The sequence below is a fragment of the Janthinobacterium sp. SUN073 genome (genome assembly GCF_030397665.1).
Lineage (GTDB): Bacteria > Pseudomonadota > Gammaproteobacteria > Burkholderiales > Burkholderiaceae_D > Janthinobacterium.
The window spans coordinates 829,493-845,865 of sequence record NZ_JAPUBT010000001.1 but is presented as its reverse complement, the minus strand read 5'-3'; the positions used below and the strand labels follow the sequence as shown (position 1 = coordinate 845,865).

The 16,373-nt window shown below is 62.6% G+C and carries 14 protein-coding genes; 7 read left to right on the top strand and 7 right to left on the bottom strand.

Annotation, left to right across the window (positions count from 1 at the left end; genetic code table 11):
• The first annotated feature begins 26 nt into the window (after window positions 1-26).
• The 6 genes from O0882_RS03910 (at window position 27) to O0882_RS03885 (ending at window position 5,338) form a co-directional block, all read left to right on the top strand.
• The gene (locus tag O0882_RS03910) at window positions 27-593 is read left to right on the top strand and encodes an alpha/beta hydrolase (protein ID WP_289945492.1); all 567 of its coding nucleotides are present in this window, start codon (window positions 27-29) and stop codon (window positions 591-593) included.
• A gap of 42 nt (window positions 594-635) precedes the next feature.
• Complete coding sequence (locus O0882_RS03905; protein WP_219135941.1) at window positions 636-1,274, top strand: peroxiredoxin; 639 nt, start codon at window positions 636-638, stop codon at window positions 1,272-1,274.
• 313 nt (window positions 1,275-1,587) lie between these two features.
• Window positions 1,588-2,397, top strand: coding sequence for a sulfate ABC transporter permease subunit CysT (cysT, locus tag O0882_RS03900; RefSeq protein ID WP_099408869.1), 810 nt, complete (start codon window positions 1,588-1,590; stop codon window positions 2,395-2,397).
• Entirely contained in the window at window positions 2,394-3,320 is a 927-nt protein-coding gene (gene cysW / locus O0882_RS03895) for a sulfate ABC transporter permease subunit CysW (protein ID WP_257572251.1), read from the top strand. Before cysT ends, cysW begins: the two co-directional genes overlap by 4 nt.
• Before the next feature lies 1 nt (window position 3,321).
• The gene (locus tag O0882_RS03890; protein ID WP_289945486.1) at window positions 3,322-4,392 is read left to right on the top strand and encodes a sulfate ABC transporter ATP-binding protein; all 1,071 of its coding nucleotides are present in this window, start codon (window positions 3,322-3,324) and stop codon (window positions 4,390-4,392) included.
• Between the two features lie 13 nt (window positions 4,393-4,405).
• On the top strand, window positions 4,406-5,338 hold the full coding sequence (locus tag O0882_RS03885) for a CysB family HTH-type transcriptional regulator (protein WP_099762432.1): 933 nt from the start codon (window positions 4,406-4,408) through the stop codon (window positions 5,336-5,338).
• Here the strand turns inward: O0882_RS03885 and O0882_RS03880 are convergent.
• The 5 genes from O0882_RS03880 to O0882_RS03860 all read right to left on the bottom strand — a co-directional run bounded on the left by O0882_RS03880 (window position 5,335) and on the right by O0882_RS03860 (window position 11,278).
• Window positions 5,335-5,688, bottom strand: coding sequence for an MmcQ/YjbR family DNA-binding protein (locus tag O0882_RS03880; protein WP_289945483.1), 354 nt, complete (start codon window positions 5,686-5,688; stop codon window positions 5,335-5,337). The genes O0882_RS03885 and O0882_RS03880 overlap by 4 nt on opposite strands.
• Window positions 5,685-6,296: a DUF2185 domain-containing protein gene (locus O0882_RS03875; protein WP_289945482.1), complete on the bottom strand. Its 612-nt coding sequence runs from the start codon at window positions 6,294-6,296 to the stop codon at window positions 5,685-5,687. Before O0882_RS03875 ends, O0882_RS03880 begins: the two co-directional genes overlap by 4 nt.
• A 143-nt stretch (window positions 6,297-6,439) precedes the next feature.
• Window positions 6,440-8,887 carry a TonB-dependent receptor gene (locus tag O0882_RS03870; protein ID WP_289945481.1) on the bottom strand — a complete coding sequence of 816 codons (2,448 nt, stop codon included), beginning with the start codon at window positions 8,885-8,887 and terminating at the stop codon, window positions 6,440-6,442.
• 295 nt (window positions 8,888-9,182) lie between these two features.
• Window positions 9,183-10,229 carry an aldo/keto reductase gene (locus O0882_RS03865; RefSeq protein ID WP_289946816.1) on the bottom strand — a complete coding sequence of 349 codons (1,047 nt, stop codon included), beginning with the start codon at window positions 10,227-10,229 and terminating at the stop codon, window positions 9,183-9,185.
• Window positions 10,229-11,278, bottom strand: a complete 1,050-nt coding sequence (locus O0882_RS03860) for a quinone-dependent dihydroorotate dehydrogenase (protein WP_289945480.1) — start codon at window positions 11,276-11,278, stop codon at window positions 10,229-10,231. Before O0882_RS03860 ends, O0882_RS03865 begins: the two co-directional genes overlap by 1 nt.
• A gap of 182 nt (window positions 11,279-11,460) precedes the next feature.
• On the opposite strand from O0882_RS03860, the gene O0882_RS03855 reads away from it, so the two are divergent.
• Window positions 11,461-14,772 carry a S41 family peptidase gene (locus O0882_RS03855; RefSeq protein ID WP_289945479.1) on the top strand — a complete coding sequence of 1,104 codons (3,312 nt, stop codon included), beginning with the start codon at window positions 11,461-11,463 and terminating at the stop codon, window positions 14,770-14,772.
• A 75-nt stretch (window positions 14,773-14,847) separates the two neighbouring features.
• On the opposite strand, the gene O0882_RS03850 is transcribed toward O0882_RS03855, so the two are convergent.
• Window positions 14,848-15,570: an arginyltransferase gene (locus tag O0882_RS03850; protein WP_289945478.1), complete on the bottom strand. Its 723-nt coding sequence runs from the start codon at window positions 15,568-15,570 to the stop codon at window positions 14,848-14,850.
• A gap of 60 nt (window positions 15,571-15,630) precedes the next feature.
• Window positions 15,631-16,347, bottom strand: coding sequence for a leucyl/phenylalanyl-tRNA--protein transferase (gene aat / locus O0882_RS03845; protein WP_289945477.1), 717 nt, complete (start codon window positions 16,345-16,347; stop codon window positions 15,631-15,633).
• Window positions 16,348-16,373 lie beyond the last annotated feature (26 nt).

The following is a 16,373-nucleotide window of genomic DNA, read 5'->3' as shown; positions in this document are numbered from 1 at the left end:
CCGACTGCTACTAAAAGGGATCCATCATGGCGCTGCGCAGCTTTTCCGATTACCGGGTACTGATCGTGCCGGGCTTGCATAACAGCGGTCCCGAGCACTGGCAGAGCCGCTGGCAGCGCCTGTATCCGCAATTCGAGCGGGTCGAGCAGGATGACTGGAACGAACCCGAGCTGGCCACCTGGTCGGCGCGCCTGGACCAGGTGCGGCGGCAAGATGCGCGCCCGACCCTGATCGTCGCCCACAGCTTCGGCTGCCTGGCAACGGCGCACAGCCTGGCGCGCGACCCGCAGGGCGTGGCAGGCGTGCTGCTGGTAGGGCCGGCCGACCCGGACAAGTTTGGTGTGGCGAAGGCCCTGCCGCAAAAGCGCCTGCCTTGCCCCGGCATCCTGATCGCCAGCCAGACGGACCCGTGGATGACGGCCGAACACGCGGCGCAGTGGGCACGGCGCTGGAATTGCAAGTATATTGATGGCGGTGCGCTGGGCCATATCAACGCCGAGTCGCGCCTTGGTGACTGGGTCTACGGCCAGGCGCAGCTGCAAACACTGTTTGATCTGGCGCAAAGCGACAAACGCCACCGTCAGGCAGCCTGATTCGACGAACATCCCGTCACACAACTTCACAAGGAGATCACGATGACTTTACGCCTGGGCGATGTCGCCCCTGATTTTGAACAAGACAGCTCGATCGGTACGCTCAAGTTCCACGAGTGGGCTGGCAATTCCTGGGTGGTGCTGTTTTCCCACCCGGCCGATTTTACCCCCGTGTGCACGACGGAACTGGGCCTGACGGCCAAGCTCAAGCCGGAATTCGACAAGCGCAACGTGAAGGCCATCGCCCTGTCGGTGGACGCGGCCGAGTCGCACAAGAGCTGGATCAAGGATATCGAAGAGACGCAAAACACGGTGGTGGGCTTTCCCATCATCGCCGACGTCGACAAGAAAGTGTCGGTGCTGTACGACATGATCCACCCGGAGCAATCCGTGACGGCCACCGTGCGCTCCGTCTTCATCATCGACCCGAACAAAAAGGTACGCCTGATCCTCACGTATCCGCTCAGTACCGGCCGCAACTTCAATGAAATCCTGCGCGTCCTCGATGCCCTGCAGCTGACGGATGGCTACACCGTGGCCACGCCCGGCAACTGGCAAGATGGCGACGACGTCATCATTCCATTGACCGTGCAAGACCCGGATGTGATCAAGCAGAAGTATCCGAAGGGATTTACGGCTGCCAAGCCGTACTTGCGCCTCACGCCGCAGCCGAACAAGTAAGAACGGGGTCAGTTGCTGATATACCCCAAAAGCAAGTTCTGGGGTCGGACCCTCAGGGTCCGACCCCGGCATTTCGCAGGGGTTTCTCAAGTGACACTTAAAAAACGCACCTCGCCGGTGCGTTTTTTTTCGCCCGCCGATTCTGCTGGCAAGTATGCAAAATCCATCTAAGCAAATGAGAAATGGTTAGTTCTTTTTATAACGATTGCATGTGATTATTGCGCTCTATAACTCAAAAATGTAATAAGAAGGGGTTTCTATGTCTGCAGCATCAGCAGCACCGATCAAGGCGCGCGGCGCGCCGTTTCGGGTCATGCCGGGTTTCAAGCTGTCACTGGGCTTCACGCTCTTTTACCTGGCCTTGATCGTTCTCATCCCGCTCTCGTCGGTGTTCCTGAAAACCTTCACCATGACGTGGGACGCCTTCTTCAGTGCCGTCACGTCCGACCGCGTGATGGCGTCGTACCGGCTGACATTTGGCGCCTCGCTGATCGCCGCCCTGCTGAACGTGGTGTTTGGTGGCATCCTGGCCTGGGTGCTGGTGCGCTATAAATTCCCCGGCAAGCGCATCATCGATGCGCTGGTCGACTTGCCTTTCGCCTTGCCAACGGCCGTGGCCGGCATCACCCTGACGGCCCTGTACTCGTCGAACGGCTGGTTTGGCCAGTTCATCGAAGGTGTGCTGGGCATCAAGGTGGCGTTCACGCCGCTGGGCGTGGTGGTGGCGCTGACCTTCATCGGCTTGCCGTTTGTCGTGCGCACCGTGCAACCGGTGCTGGAAGACGCGGAAAAGGAACTGGAAGAAGCGGCCGCCAGCTTGGGCGCCAATTCCCTGCAAACGTTTATCCGCGTCATCTTCCCCACGATTTTGCCATCCTTGCTGACGGGCTTTGCGCTGGCCTTTGCCCGCGCCACGGGCGAGTACGGTTCCGTGATCTTTATCGCCGGCAACATGCCGATGGTATCGGAAATCACGCCGCTGTTCATTATTACCAAGCTGGAGCAATACGATTACGCGGGCGCCACGGCCATTGCCGTGGTGATGCTGGTGGTGTCCTTCCTGCTGTTGTTGACGATTAACCTGCTGCAAGCATGGACGCGCGGAAAGGCGAAGAAATCATGAGTACGAATATCACTGCCGTGGCGAATGTGGAAGATGCGCTGCCCAAAGCGCGCCGTTTCGAACCGAATGTCGGCCCCGTCGTGCTGGAACCATTGTGGGTGCGCACGGTATTGATCACTATCGCCCTGCTGTTTTTGACGGCGTTCCTGATCGTGCCCCTGGTGGCCGTGTTTGCCGAAGCGTTCAAGAAGGGCTGGGAAGCGTATATCGCCGCCATCATCGATCCGGACGCGATTTCCGCCATCAAGCTGACCCTGATCACGGCCGCCATCGCCGTGCCGCTGAACCTGGTGTTCGGCGTGGCCGCGTCCTGGTGCATCGCCAAGTTCGAGTTTCGTGGCAAGAGCATCCTGCTGACCCTGATCGACTTGCCGTTTTCCGTTTCGCCCGTGATTTCCGGCCTGATCTATGTACTGATGTTCGGCGCCCAGGGCTGGTTCGGTCCGTGGCTGCAGGAACACGATATCAAGATCCTGTTTGCCGTGCCCGGCATCGTGCTGGCCACCATCTTCATTACCTTCCCCTTCGTCGCGCGCGAACTGATCCCGCTGATGCAGTCGCAAGGTAGCGAAGAGGAAGAGGCGGCACTCGTGCTGGGCGCGTCGGGCTGGAACACCTTCCGCCGCGTGACTTTGCCCAACATCAAGTGGGGCTTGCTGTATGGCGTGATCCTGTGTAACGCCCGCGCCATGGGCGAGTTCGGCGCCGTGTCCGTGGTCTCCGGCCATATCCGTGGAGAAACCAACACCATGCCGCTGCAGGTGGAGATTTTGTACAACGAGTACAACTTTGCCGCCGCGTTTGCCGTCGCCTCCCTGCTGGCCTTGCTGGCGCTGGTGACCCTGGCCTTGAAAGCTTTCATTGAGTGGCGTTTGAACGAGAGCGACGCCGACGATTCCGCCTTACGTTCTACGGAGCACTGATATGACCATCGCAGTTAAAAACATCCACAAGCGCTTCGGCGATTTCGTCGCCCTCGACAATATCTCGCTGGACTTTCCCGCCGGTGAATTGACGGCCTTGCTGGGCCCGTCCGGTTGCGGCAAGACGACCTTGCTGCGCATTATTGCCGGTCTGGAACACCCGGACAGCGGCCAGGTGCTGCTCGATGCGGAGGACGCATCGAACCGCCATGTGCGCGAGCGGCAAGTGGGTTTCGTCTTTCAACACTATGCGCTGTTCAAGCACATGACGGTATTCGAGAACGTGGCCTTCGGCTTGCGCGTGAAGTCGCGCAGCGAGCGCCCGTCGGAAGACCAGATCCGCCGTAAAGTCAAAGATTTGCTGGAGCTGGTGCAGCTGGACTGGCTGGCCGACCGCTATCCGCCGCAACTGTCGGGCGGACAACGCCAGCGCATCGCCCTGGCGCGCGCCTTGGCTGTCGAACCGCGCGTGTTGCTGCTCGACGAGCCGTTCGGCGCGCTCGATGCCAAGGTGCGCAAGGAATTGCGCCGCTGGCTGCGCCGCCTGCATGACGACTTGCACGTAACCAGCATTTTTGTCACGCATGACCAGGAAGAGGCGCTGGAAGTGGCCGACCAGGTGGTGCTGATGAACAAGGGCACGGTCGAGCAACTGGGTTCTCCGGAGCAAGTCTACAACCACCCGGCTTCGCCGTTTGTGTACGGCTTCCTCGGCAACGTCAACCTGTTCCATGGCCGCGTGCATGACGGCGTGATGGCTACCGGTGACGCCAGCTTCGACGTGCCCGACTATGCGGGCGTGAGCGACAGCAAGGGCACGGCCTATGTGCGTCCGCACGACCTGGAAATCGACCGCTACACGCAGGGTGCCGAAGGCATCGTCGTGAAACTGAGCCGCGCGCATGCGATCGGCCCGCTGGCCCAGCTGGACTTGCAGCGCATCGATAACAGCGAACTGATCGAAGCGGTGATGTCGAACGAGCGCTTCACGCATCTGCAGTTGAAGGAGGGCGAGACGCTGGTTGTCCGCCCGAAACGCCTGCACGTGTTCGTCGAACCAACAAGAACCTAAAGGCTGGACATATATGAACTTTCAACAACTGCGCTCGATCCGCGAAGCGGCCCGCCGCGGCTATAACCTGACGGAAGTGGCGAACGCCCTGTTCACGTCGCAGCCGGGCGTGAGCCGGCAAATCCGCGAACTCGAGGACGAGCTGGGCGTGGTGATTTTCGAGCGCAACGGCAAGCGCTTGACGGGCTTGACGGAACCGGGCAAGGGCATTTTGAAAATCGTCGACCGCCTCTTGATCGAGGCGGAAAACCTGCAACAGGCCAGCCTGGAATACAGCGGCCAGACCAGCGGAACCTTATCCGTGGCGGCCACCCACACGCAGGCGCGCTATGCGCTGCCGAAAGTGGTGCAGGGCTTCCGCGCCGCCTATCCCGACGTGCGCATTGCGCTACAACAAAGCGCGCCCGAGCACATCGCGGAATGGGTGCTATCGGGCAAGACCGATATCGGCATCGCCACGGAAGGCCTGAGCCAGTTCCCCGACCTCGTATCGTTCCCGTGCTACCGCTGGAGCCATCTGATCGTCGTGCCGGACGGCCACCCGCTGCTCGAACACTCGCCCATCCGCCTGGAAGACCTGGCCAAGTATCCCTTGATTACCTACGACAAGGGTTTCACGGGACGCGGTCATATCGACGATGCGTTCGCCAAGGCGGGCGTGGCCACCGATATTATTTTGACGGCCATGGATTCCGACGTCATCAAGCAATACGTGGCGCTGGGCCTGGGCGTGGGCATCGTTGCCTCGATGGCCTTCGACCATGGCCGCGACAAGGGACTACGGGCGGTGGAAGCGTCGCATCTGTTCGCCAGCAACACGACGCGCCTGGCCGTGCGCCGCGGCGCCTACCTGCGCGCCTACGCCTACGAGTTCATCCTGCAACTGGCGCCGGACCTGACGCGCGCAGACATCGACCGCGCCATGGCGGGCGAGGAAGCGCTCTAGGCGATGGCCGCCCTTTGCGCGCGCGTCAGGCTGGCCACGGCGCGCGCGTAGCTATCCTGCACCAGTTCCGCCAGGTAATCGGCCGGGAAGCGTGTCACATCGACGATGGTGACCCAGTGAAAGCGGCCCATGTAGCGGGCCGGTTTCACGCCCGGCATGTCCGTCAGCTCGATAAAGCGCTCCGCGCTGACCCTCAGGCTGAAGCGCCACTGCTCCGGTGCGCTGGTCTTAAAGTAGGCAAATTTCTTGCCGCTCACTTCAAGCACGAGGATGTTCGACGGCGCACCGTACAGCACGGCTTGCGCGCCGGGCAGGACCGCACAAAATTCCTTCAGTTCATCGCTTGTCATTCCTCAACCGCCTTGAATTGTTGCGTGTTGTGGTCGAAAGCATAGGCTGACCCGGCCGGCGAGTCCAGCAGGCGGATGAAGCGGTCGTCCACGCTGAGCACGGCACCGAGCGAGACGAGGGCCACGTTGGCGCCGTCGTTGATGTAGTCGTCGCTCTCGTCGTTGGCCGTGAAGCGCCAGCCGCTGTCGTCGTCGTTGTCCGGCTCCTCGCGGTACAGATAGCCGACGGGCGCGCCGTCTTCCAGCACGCGTTTTGTGACGAAGCACAGGCCCGCATAGCGGTTGACGAGGTTATCGTCATCGTCGTGCTGTGTATTGATGATGTGGCGCGCTTCGAAGGCGATGGCGTCCTTGGCGTGCAGATCGGTGATGTAGCCGGGCATGTTGTCGAGCTTGCCCGTGAAGTGGCCGTTGGCGTCCACCGTCTCGACCAGCACCCACATGCGCTCGGCGCCCGGTGCTTGCGGATCGTCGCTGTGGAAGGCGAAGATCAGCTTGACCACCTCGCCGGGACGCACCTGGGCAATGGCCTCGGGCGGCGATTTGTAGAAAGTGTAGGGGTGGCGCGCCGCCAGATCGGCGGCGTCGGTCAGGTGCCAGCTGGGCATGGGGATCCGTCATCAGGAAGCGTAAAACCCATGGTAGCCGATTGCTGGCCTGAAAGCACGCCGCGCGCGGCCCTGAATCAATGCTGCGCGACAAATAAGAAAGGGAGGCGCGCGGCCTCCCTTTTCATGTGCTGCGGTTGCGCTTACCAGCTATAGCCAGCCTTGGCGTAGTAATAGCGGCCATTAAAGCCGTTCGGCGCGAAGATGCTGTAAGGCTGCGTGCCGTTGACGTTCAGGTTGCCGTTGCTGGTCACTTGCGCCGGGTAGCGGTTGGTGACGTTGTCGATGCCGGCTACCAGGCGCCAGTTCTTGCCCAGTTTCACGGAACCGGACACGTCCAGCACCCATTGCGGATCATATGTCTGGTCCAGCTTGGCATCGTTCTGCGGCACGGTGAAGCTGCCGTAGCGCGTCACCAATCCGTGCACGTTCCAGATGCCGAAGCCGTAATCGGCGGCCAGGCTGAACTTGTCCTTCGGCGACGCCACCGTGATGCGGTCGATGCTCTGGCGGTCGATCAGTTTCAGGTTGTTGGCCGTCAGGATGGCCGGATTGTCGGCGATTTTCCGTACCGTGCTCTTGTTATGGTTGTACGCCACGGTGAGGTCCAGGCGGTCCTTGTCCTGCAGGTCGATGCGGTAGGTGCTGACGATGTCCACGCCTTCCGTGCGCGTATCGACGGCGTTGGTGAAGTAGCGTCCCGAGCCCACCGGCGTGCCCTGGGCGGCCAGGATGTTCTTCAAATCATTGCTGAGTATCAGATTGGCCGAGAGCAGGATGCGGTTGTCGATGTCGATGCGGTAAGCGTCCACTGTCGTGGTGAAGTTGCGGCTGGGCTGGAATTGCAGGCCCAGGCTGTAGTTGCGGGCCTTCTCCGCTTTTAAGTCTTGTGCGCCCAGGGCGCGCGCTTGCGGCGTGTTGACGGCGAAGGTGCCCGTCTCGATGGCCGTATTCGTGTCCTTGATGACCTGGAAGTTGGTGGTGGTGATGGTGTAGTACTGCTGCGCCAGCGACGGTGCGCGGAAGCCGCTCGACACGGTGCCGCGCAGGGACAGCGCATCGCTGAATGAATAGCGGGCCGAACCCTTGGCCGAGGTGGTGCTGCCGAAATCGCTGTAGCGCTCATGGCGCAGGGCCACGCCACCGGACAGGTTTTTCGTCGCTTCCGCTTCCAGGTTCACATAGACCGATTCGTTGTGGCGCGAATGGCTGCCCGCATTGGCAGGACGGAAGCCGGCAAATCCTTGCGAGCCGCCAGCCGTAGCGGGAGTGGTGACGACAGTGATGTAGGACGCTTCGTCGCCGGCGCCGATGCTGTACTTTTCATGGCGCGCTTCCGCGCCCACGGCCACCGTCAGTGGTCCCGTAAAGTAAGACACGGGAAATTCGCGCGCCGCGTCCAGGTTCAATACGGTCTGTTCGTTTTTCAGTGAGCCGGCATAAAAGTGCGTGGGGCTGTTCGCACCCAGCGACTGGTTGACCGTGTTGTCCAGGTCCAGTTCGAACTTGTTGCTGCCGTAATTGATGCTGGCATCCCAGCGCCAACCGGCCGCTTCACCGCGTAGGCCCGTGACGATGGACTGGTCGGTCAGGGTGCTGTTTTGCAGCGGCAGGAAGCCTTCCGGGAAGAGCGGTGTGCGCTGGATGAACAGCTTCGAATTATTCGGGTCCGTGATCAGCGACGTGCGCCAGGTGGCGGCGGCCGACGTATCACGCTTGCCATAGTTGCCGAAGGCATACCAGTCCACATTGTCATTGATATGGTATTCGCTGTTGAGGAAAATCGTTGCCGGCTTGCTTTCGGGGTCGCCGTAACGCTGGTTGACCTTGCCGTAGCGCGGTTCCAGCGGATTGCGGAAATCGGCGCCGGCGCGGTTGGTCGGATCGCGTTCGGCCACTTCCGCCGAGACACGCACCCAGCCGTCGTCGCCCAGGGCGAAGCCGGCCGAACCCTTGATGGATTTTTGCTTGCCGTCGCGCTCCTGCGTCTGGCCATAGCCTACTTCGATGTCGCCGCCGGCCGCGCCTTTTTTCAGGATGATGTTGATCACGCCGGCAATCGCGTCGGAGCCGTACTGGGCCGCCGCGCCATCGCGCAGTACTTCCACATGGTCGATGGCGGCCAGGGGAATGGCGTTCAGGTCGACGGGCGCCGAGCCGCGGCCCAGCGAGCCGTTGACGTTGACCACGGCCGAGGTATAGCGGCGCTTGCCGTTCACCAGTACCAGGGTCTGGTCGGGCGACAGGCCGCGCAATTGCGCCGGACGCACGGCGTCGCTGGCGTCGGCGCCCGTGGCGCGGGCAAAGTTCAGCGATGGCAGCAGGCGCGCCAGCACGGTGGCCAGTTCGCCCGAACCCGTGCTTTGCAGGTCGCGCGAGGTGAGGATGTCGATCGGCGATTCGGAATCGATGGTGCGGCGGTTCTTGGCGAAGGTACCGGTGACCACCACCGATTGCAATTCCCCCTCAGCTGGCAGCTCTTGCTGCGCTTGCACATGCATTGGCAGGCTGAAGCAGGCGATCAGGCTGGCGGCGAGGACGGTTTTCACGGGGAGGGCGGGAAGCTGGGAGCGGGCGGTGCTTGAACTCATCGACAATATCTCTTCGGTTAGTGGTTGCGCGGACCATGGCGGTCCGATGACGAAATCAGCTTAGCAGCGGGCGAACGGCGTGCTTACGAATTGTTCTGTCTATCGATATGCAATAAATATCTGATACTCGTCAAAATGGCGCGAGTAGTGCATAAGGCCTCGTTTCCAGCATACGACCGGGCACGGCAAGGCTGCAATGCTGCACAGCAGTAAATTAACAGCTGTTGTATAAATACGACTATCTGCGAGGGGAGTGGCTCGCCTGGCGGCGGCATGCGCCGCCAGACGGTGGCGCCTACTGGCCCGGATTGGGCGCGCTGGCGTGGATGGCGTCGACGGCCGCCAGCAGTTCCGGCGACAAGCTGACTTCATGCGCGTCGATATTTTGCTGCAGTTGCGCCACGCTGGTGGCGCCGATGATGGTCGAGGCCACGAACCAGCGCGTATAGCACCAGGCCAGCGCCAGTTGCGCCGGCGTCATGCCGTGCGCGCGGGCCAGCGCCGCATACTGGCTGGCTGCCGCGATGGTGGCCGGGCGCACGTAGCGGGGACTCCAGCCGGCCGGGAAGCGCGTCAGGCGGCCCTTGGCTTGCGGATCGTCGATATATTTCGCCGTCAGCTGGCCGAAGGCCAGCGGGCTGTAGGCCAGCAAGCTGACGTTTTCCCTGTGGCAGGTTTCGTCGAGCAGGCTGGTTTCAAAGTGGCGCGCCGTCAGGTTGTACAGGTTCTGGATGGATGCGATGCGCGGCAAGCCTTTCAGCTCGGCCTGCTTGATGAATTCGCACACGCCCCACGACGATTCGTTCGACACGCCGATGTGGCCGATCTTGCCTTCGTCGACCAGCTTGCCCAGCACGGCCAGGGTATCCTCGATCGCCACCGAGGCGTGTTCCTTGCGCGGGTTGTAGACGCTGGCGCCGAAGATGGGCAGGTTGCGGCTGGGCCAGTGCAGCTGATACAGGTCGATGTGCTCCGTCTGCAGCCGGCGCAGGCTGTCCTCGACGGCGGCGCGGATGTTGGCCGCGTCGTGGTCCGTCCTGCCCTTGCGTATCCAGTGCATGCGCGAGTTTGGCCCGGCTATCTTGCTGGCCAGCACGATGTCGCCGCGCCGGCCGCTTTTCTTCAGCCAGCTGCCGATGTAGCGCTCGGTGCTGCCCTGCGTCTGCGCGCTGGCCATCACCGGATACATCTCCGCCGTGTCGATGAAGTTGATGCCCCGTTCCAGCGCGTAATCGAGCTGGCTGTGCGCTTCGGCTTCCGAATTCTGTTCGCCGAAGGTCATCGTGCCCAGGCAGATCCGGCTCACTTCCAGGCTGCTGGCGCCTAGCTTGATCTTGTTGATCATCGCGCCTGTTTGCCGCGCAGTGCGCGTGCGCAATCCTTGATCAAGGCCGGACCGGCGTAAATCAGGCCGCTGTACAGCTGCACCAGCTGCGCGCCCGCCTCGAACTTGGCCAAGGCATCCTTGCCCTGCATGATGCCGCCCACGCCGATGATGGGCAGGGCGTCGCCCAGTTCCGACTTCAGCAAACGGATGACATTGTTCGACAGTTCGAACACGGGCGCGCCCGACAGGCCGCCCGCTTCGGCGCCATGCGGCATGCCTTCGACGGCGCTGCGCGACAGGGTCGTGTTGGTGGCGATGACGCCGTCGATCCGGTGGCGCGTGAGCGAATCGGCGATGCTTTTGACCTGTTCACCATCCATGTCGGGCGCGATTTTCAGGGCCAGCGGCACGTAGCGTTTGTGCTTGTCCGCCAGGCGCGCCTGGGCGTCCTTGAGCTGCGACAGCAGGGCGTCGAGTTCGGACGCGCCCTGCAGCTGGCGCAGGTTTTTCGTGTTCGGCGAGGAGATGTTCACCGTCACATAGCTGGCGTAGGGGTAGACTTTTTCCAGGCACAGCAGGTAGTCGTCGGCCGCCCGTTCGATGGGCGTGTCGGCGTTCTTGCCGATGTTCAGGCCCAGCACGCCGGCGCGGTTCTGGTAAAACTTCGACGCCTGCACGTTGGCCACGAAGGCGTCCACGCCGCCATTGTTGAAACCCATGCGGTTGATGATGCCCTGCGCCTGCGGCAGGCGGAACATGCGCGGTTTCGGATTGCCCGCCTGCGCGCGCGGCGTGACGGTGCCCACTTCGATGGAACCAAAACCCAGGTCGGCCAGCGCGTCGATGTAGGCGCCATCCTTGTCCAGGCCGGCGGCCAGGCCCACGGGATTGGGGAAGGTAATGCCCATCACGGTGCGCGGATCAAGCGCCGGTTTGCCAGCCAGCTTGGTCAGGCCCAGGGCGCTGGCGCGTTTCAGGGCGGGCAGGGTGAGGTGGTGGGCCGCTTCGGCATCCATTGAAAACAGCAGCGGGCGGGCGAGGGAGTACAGGAATTTTTCGGACATGGGGCGCTTTGAGTAGGTGTGCGGGCCACCCGGAAGGGCTGGCGGCCGGCTATGTAATTGCCGGTATTTTACCGTGTTCCGCGCCGGCTCCGGTGTATAGTTGTCATTGGCCTCAAGCAACATTGAGTCCAGCCCAGACTGTTGACATCCTCTGTTTTCTTACACAATAAGCGAGACATCGATTGAAAAAGACACGCATCTTGACGGCCATCGCGGCCGCCAGCGCACTGCTGCTAAGCCACCCGGCCCTGGCCCTGCCCAATACCCAAGACACCCGCATGCTGAGCGAACCGGCCATCTCCAGCCGCCATATCGCCTTCATCTATGCGGGCGACCTGTGGCTGTCGAACCTGGACGGCGGCGGCGCGCGGCGATTGACGTCGGACCTCGGCGACAAGTCCAATCCCGTCTTCTCGCCCGACGGCAGCCTGATCGCGTATAGCGCCAACATCGACGGCAATGTCGACGTGTATGTGATCGCGGCGGCGGGCGGCGTGCCACGCCGCCTGACCTTCCACCCGGGCGCGGACCTGGCGCAGTCGTTCACGCCCGATGGCCAGGCCGTGATGTTCACCTCGCCCCGCGCCGCCTTCAATAACCGCTTCCAGAAGCTGTTCACGGTGCCCGTGGCGGGCGGCGTGGAAACCCAGCTGGAGATCCCCAACGCCTCGCGCGCCGCGTATTCGCCGGACGGCAAGCGCATCGCCTACAACCCGCTGATGCCGGCCTTCAAGCAGTGGAAGCGCTACCGGGGCGGCACCAATTCCTGGCTGTGGTTATTCTCCTCGGCCGATAAATCCATCGAAAAAATCCCCCAGCCCACCACGCGCTCGAACGACGTCGATCCCATGTGGATCAAGGACACCGTGTACTTCCGCTCGGACCGCAACGGCGAATTCAACCTGTTCGCGTATGACGTCAAGACCAAGGCCGTGCGCCAGTTGACGCGGCACGCGGATTTCCCCGTGCTGAACGCTTCGGCGGCGAATGGCACCATCGTCTACGAGCAGGCCGGCTATTTGCATTCTTTCGACATCGCCAGCGGCCAGACGCACAAGCTGACCATCGGCGTGGCCAGCGACCTGGGACAGACGCGCCCGCGCTGGGTGAAGAACGCCAAATACATCCGCGACGCGTCGATTTCACCGTCGGGCGCGCGCGTCGCCTTCGAATACCGGGGCGAGATCGTCACCATCCCCGCCGACAAGGGCGACGTACGCAACCTGACGCAGACGGCCGGTGCCCACGAGCGCACGCCCATCTGGTCGCCCGATGGCCGCTCGGTCGCATATTTCTCGGACGAGTCGGGCGAATATGAACTGCATGTGCGCGCGCAGGACGGCAAGGGCGCCGTGAAAAAGCTCAAGTTGAATGGCAGCGGCTTCTATGACAACGCCGTCTGGTCGCCCGACAGCAGGAAGATCGCGTTTGCCGACAATGGCTGGAGCATGTATGTGATCGACGTCGGCACGGGCAAGGTGCAAAAAATCGCCACGGAGCCGATGTATGGCGTCGACAAGAGCATGCGCGCCTCGTGGGCGCCCGATTCGCGCTGGCTGGCCTACACGCTCAATTCGCCCACCTACACGCGCAGCGCCTATATCTATTCCGTGGAGCAGAACAAGTCGATGCCCGTCACCGATGGTCTGTCCGACGTGGCCCAGCCTGTGTTCGACAAGAGCGGCAAATACCTGTACTTCTTCGCGTCGACCAACGCAGGCCCCAGCAACAACTGGTTCTCGCAGCAGAACGAAGACAACCTGGTGACGCGCACCGTGTGGATGGCCGTGCTGCGGCGCGACTTGCCGTCGCCCCTGATCAAGGAAAGCGACGAGGAGAAAGCCGCCAGCGCGGAGAGCAAGAAAGACACGGCCAAGGCGGAATCCGAGCCGAAGAGCGAAGCGAAGGTCGATCCGAAGACGGGCCGCGACGATCCGAAAGTGGTGGTGGCGCCCGTGGCGCCGATTGCCATCGATTTCGACGGCATCGCCACGCGCATCGTCGACCTGCCGCTGCCGGCCGCGCAGTTCTCCAGCCTGACGGCTGGCGCCGCGGGGCAGATCTTCCTGCTGCGCGAAAGCGACGGCAAGAAGGCCGTGCAGCGCTTCGATCTGAAAGAGCGCAAGGCGGAAACCGTGGTGGCGGAAGCCGATGATTTCGAAGTGTCGGCCGATGGCAAGAAGCTGCTGTACCGGCAGAAGGACAACTGGGCCATGGGCTCCGCCACGGGCAAGCTGCTGGCGCCGGGCGAGGGCAAGATCAAGGTCGACGCCATCGAAGTGAAAGCCGATCCGCGCGCCGAGTGGACGCAGATTTTCAATGAGGTGTGGCGCATCAACCGCGACTATTTCTATGATCCGGGCATGCATGGCGTGGACTGGAAGGCCATGCGCGACAAGTACGCCGTGTTCCTGCCCGAGCTGTCGAGCCGCGCGGACCTGAACCGGTTGATTCAATGGATGTGCAGCGAACTGGCCGTGGGCCACCACCGCGGTGGCGGTGGCGATGATTTTGTCGAGGCGAAGAAGGTCCCGGGCGGGCTGCTGGGCGCTGACTACGAGGTGCGCGATGGCCATTACCGCTTCAAGAAGGTGTATGGTGGCTTGAACTGGAATCCGGCCCTGCGCGCGCCGCTGACGGAGCCGGGCCTGAACGTCAAGGCGGGCGAATACCTGCTGGCCGTCGACAGCCGTCCTTTGCTGCCGCCGACGAATATCTACAGCGCCTTCGAGAACACGGCCGGCAAGGCCATCGACCTGACCGTGGGGCCATCGGCCGACGGCAAGGGCGCGCGCACGATCACCGTGGTGCCCGTGCCGACCGAGGATGCCCTGCGCAACCGCGACTGGATCGAGGGTAATATGCGCAAGGTCAATGCGGCCACCAATGGCAAGGTGGCGTACGTGTACGTGCCCAATACGGCGGGGCTGGGCCACACCTACTTCAAGCGCTATTTCTTCCCGCAGGCGGACAAGCAGGCCATCATCGTCGACGAGCGTTTCAATGGCGGCGGCAGCGTGGCCGATTACTACATCGAGATCCTGCAGAAGAAGGAAATCGCCTGGTGGACCATGCGCTATGGCGCCGACATGAAGACGCCGTCCGCCTCGATCCAGGGGCCGCGCGCCATGCTGATCGACGAGACGGCTGGTTCGGGCGGCGACCTGCTGCCGTGGATGTTTCGCAAAAACAACATGGGTCCGCTGATCGGCAAGGCGACGTGGGGTGGCCTGGTGGGCATCCTCGGCTTCCCCGTGCTGATGGATGGCGGCTTCATCACGGCGCCGAACCTGGCGTTCTGGACGCGCGAAAACGGCTGGGGCGTGGAAAACGAAGGCGTGCCGCCCGATATCGAAGTCGAGCAAACGCCGGCCGACGTCATCGCCGGCCGCGATCCGCAGCTGGAAAAGGCGATTGAAGTGATTCAGGCCGAGCTGGCGAAGAACCCGCCCGCGCGGCCGCCGCGTCCGGCGTTTCCGGACAAGAGCAAATAAAACGGAAACCCCCGTTGCAAAGACTGGGGTCGGACCCTGAGGGTCCGACCCCGGCCCTTCGCCGTCGGGTTTGATTTACATCACCACCCACTGCCCCTTGATGCGCGCTTCCAGCGGCTTGAAGTTGGTTTTATATGCCATCTTCGGGCTTTGTTCTATCCAGTAGCCCAGATAGATGTAGGGCAGGCCCAGTTCGCGCGCCTGGGCGATTTGCCACAGCACGTTGTAGGTGCCGTACGAGGCGCCCGGCACGTCGGGATCGAAAAACGTGTAGACGGACGACAGGCCATCGGCCAGCACGTCGATGATGCTGACCATGCGCAGGATGCCGTCGGCATCGCGAAACTCCACCAGGCGCGTGTTGACCCGGCTTTGCAGCAAAAATTGCGCGTACTGGTCGCGGCTGTCCTGGTCCATGCCGCCGCCCGCGTGGCGCGTGCTCTGGTAGCGCAGATACAGCTCGTAATGCTCGTCGAGGAAGGACAGGGTGGCCACGCCCGCCTGCAGGTCGGCGTGCCGGTTCCAGGCGCGGCGCTGGTTGCGGTTGGGCGTGAACGATTGCGCCACCACGCGCACGGGGATGCAGGCCTGGCAGCCGTCGCAGTACGGCCGGTAGGTGAAGATGCCGCTGCGACGAAAGCCGTTGCGCACCAGTTCCGAATACACGTCGCTGTTGATCAGGTGCGAAGGCGTGGCCACCTGCGAGCGGGCCTGGCGGTCGTCCAGGTAGCTGCATGGGTAGGGCGCCGTCGTGTAGAACTGCAGGGTGGCAAACGGTAGTTCGTTCAGGTGCGTCATGCTGATCCTGTCTGGTCTGGCCGCAGCAATGGATGTCTGTGTGAAGCTATCATAGCTTTTTTACGCCGCTGGCGCAGCATGCCAATCGGTGATTTGCTCGGCTTCAATGGCGACGCGCACGTGGGCCAGGAAGCGCGCGCGCGAAATGGGCGCCGCGCCCAGCGAGGCCAGGTGTTTTGTTTCTTGCTGGCAGTCAATCATGGTCACGCCGCGCGCCTGCAAAAAGCGCACCAGCTGCGCCAGCGCGATCTTCGAACCATCCGAGACGCGCGCAAACATCGATTCGCCATAGAACATGCGCCCGATCGACACGCCATACGCGCCGCCCACCAGTTCGCCGTCCAGCCACAGTTCCGACGAGTGCGCGTAGCCCAGCTTGTGCAAGCCCGTGTAGCCGGCGATGATTTCGTCGGAAATCCAGGTGCCCGGGCCATCCTTGCGCGGCGCGGCGCAGGCGCGCATGACGGCCTCGAAATCGCCGTCGAAGCGCAGCTGCCAGCGCCCGTCCGTGGCGGCGCCGCGTTCGACCTTGCGGATGGCCTTGGCCAGGCTGTCGGAGACCTTGAAGTCCTCCGTCATCAGCACCATGCGCGGATCGGTGCTCCACCAGAGTATGGGCTGGCCCTCGGAAAACCAGGGGAAGATGCCGTGCCGGTAGGCGTCGAGCAGGCGTGCGGGCGACAGGTCGGCGCCGGCCGCCAGCAGGCCGGGCGCTTCATCGGTGAGGGCGCGCGAAACGTCGGGAAAGGGGGTGTGGATATCGAGCCAGGGAATCATGCCATCGCAATGGTAATGGGGTGGAT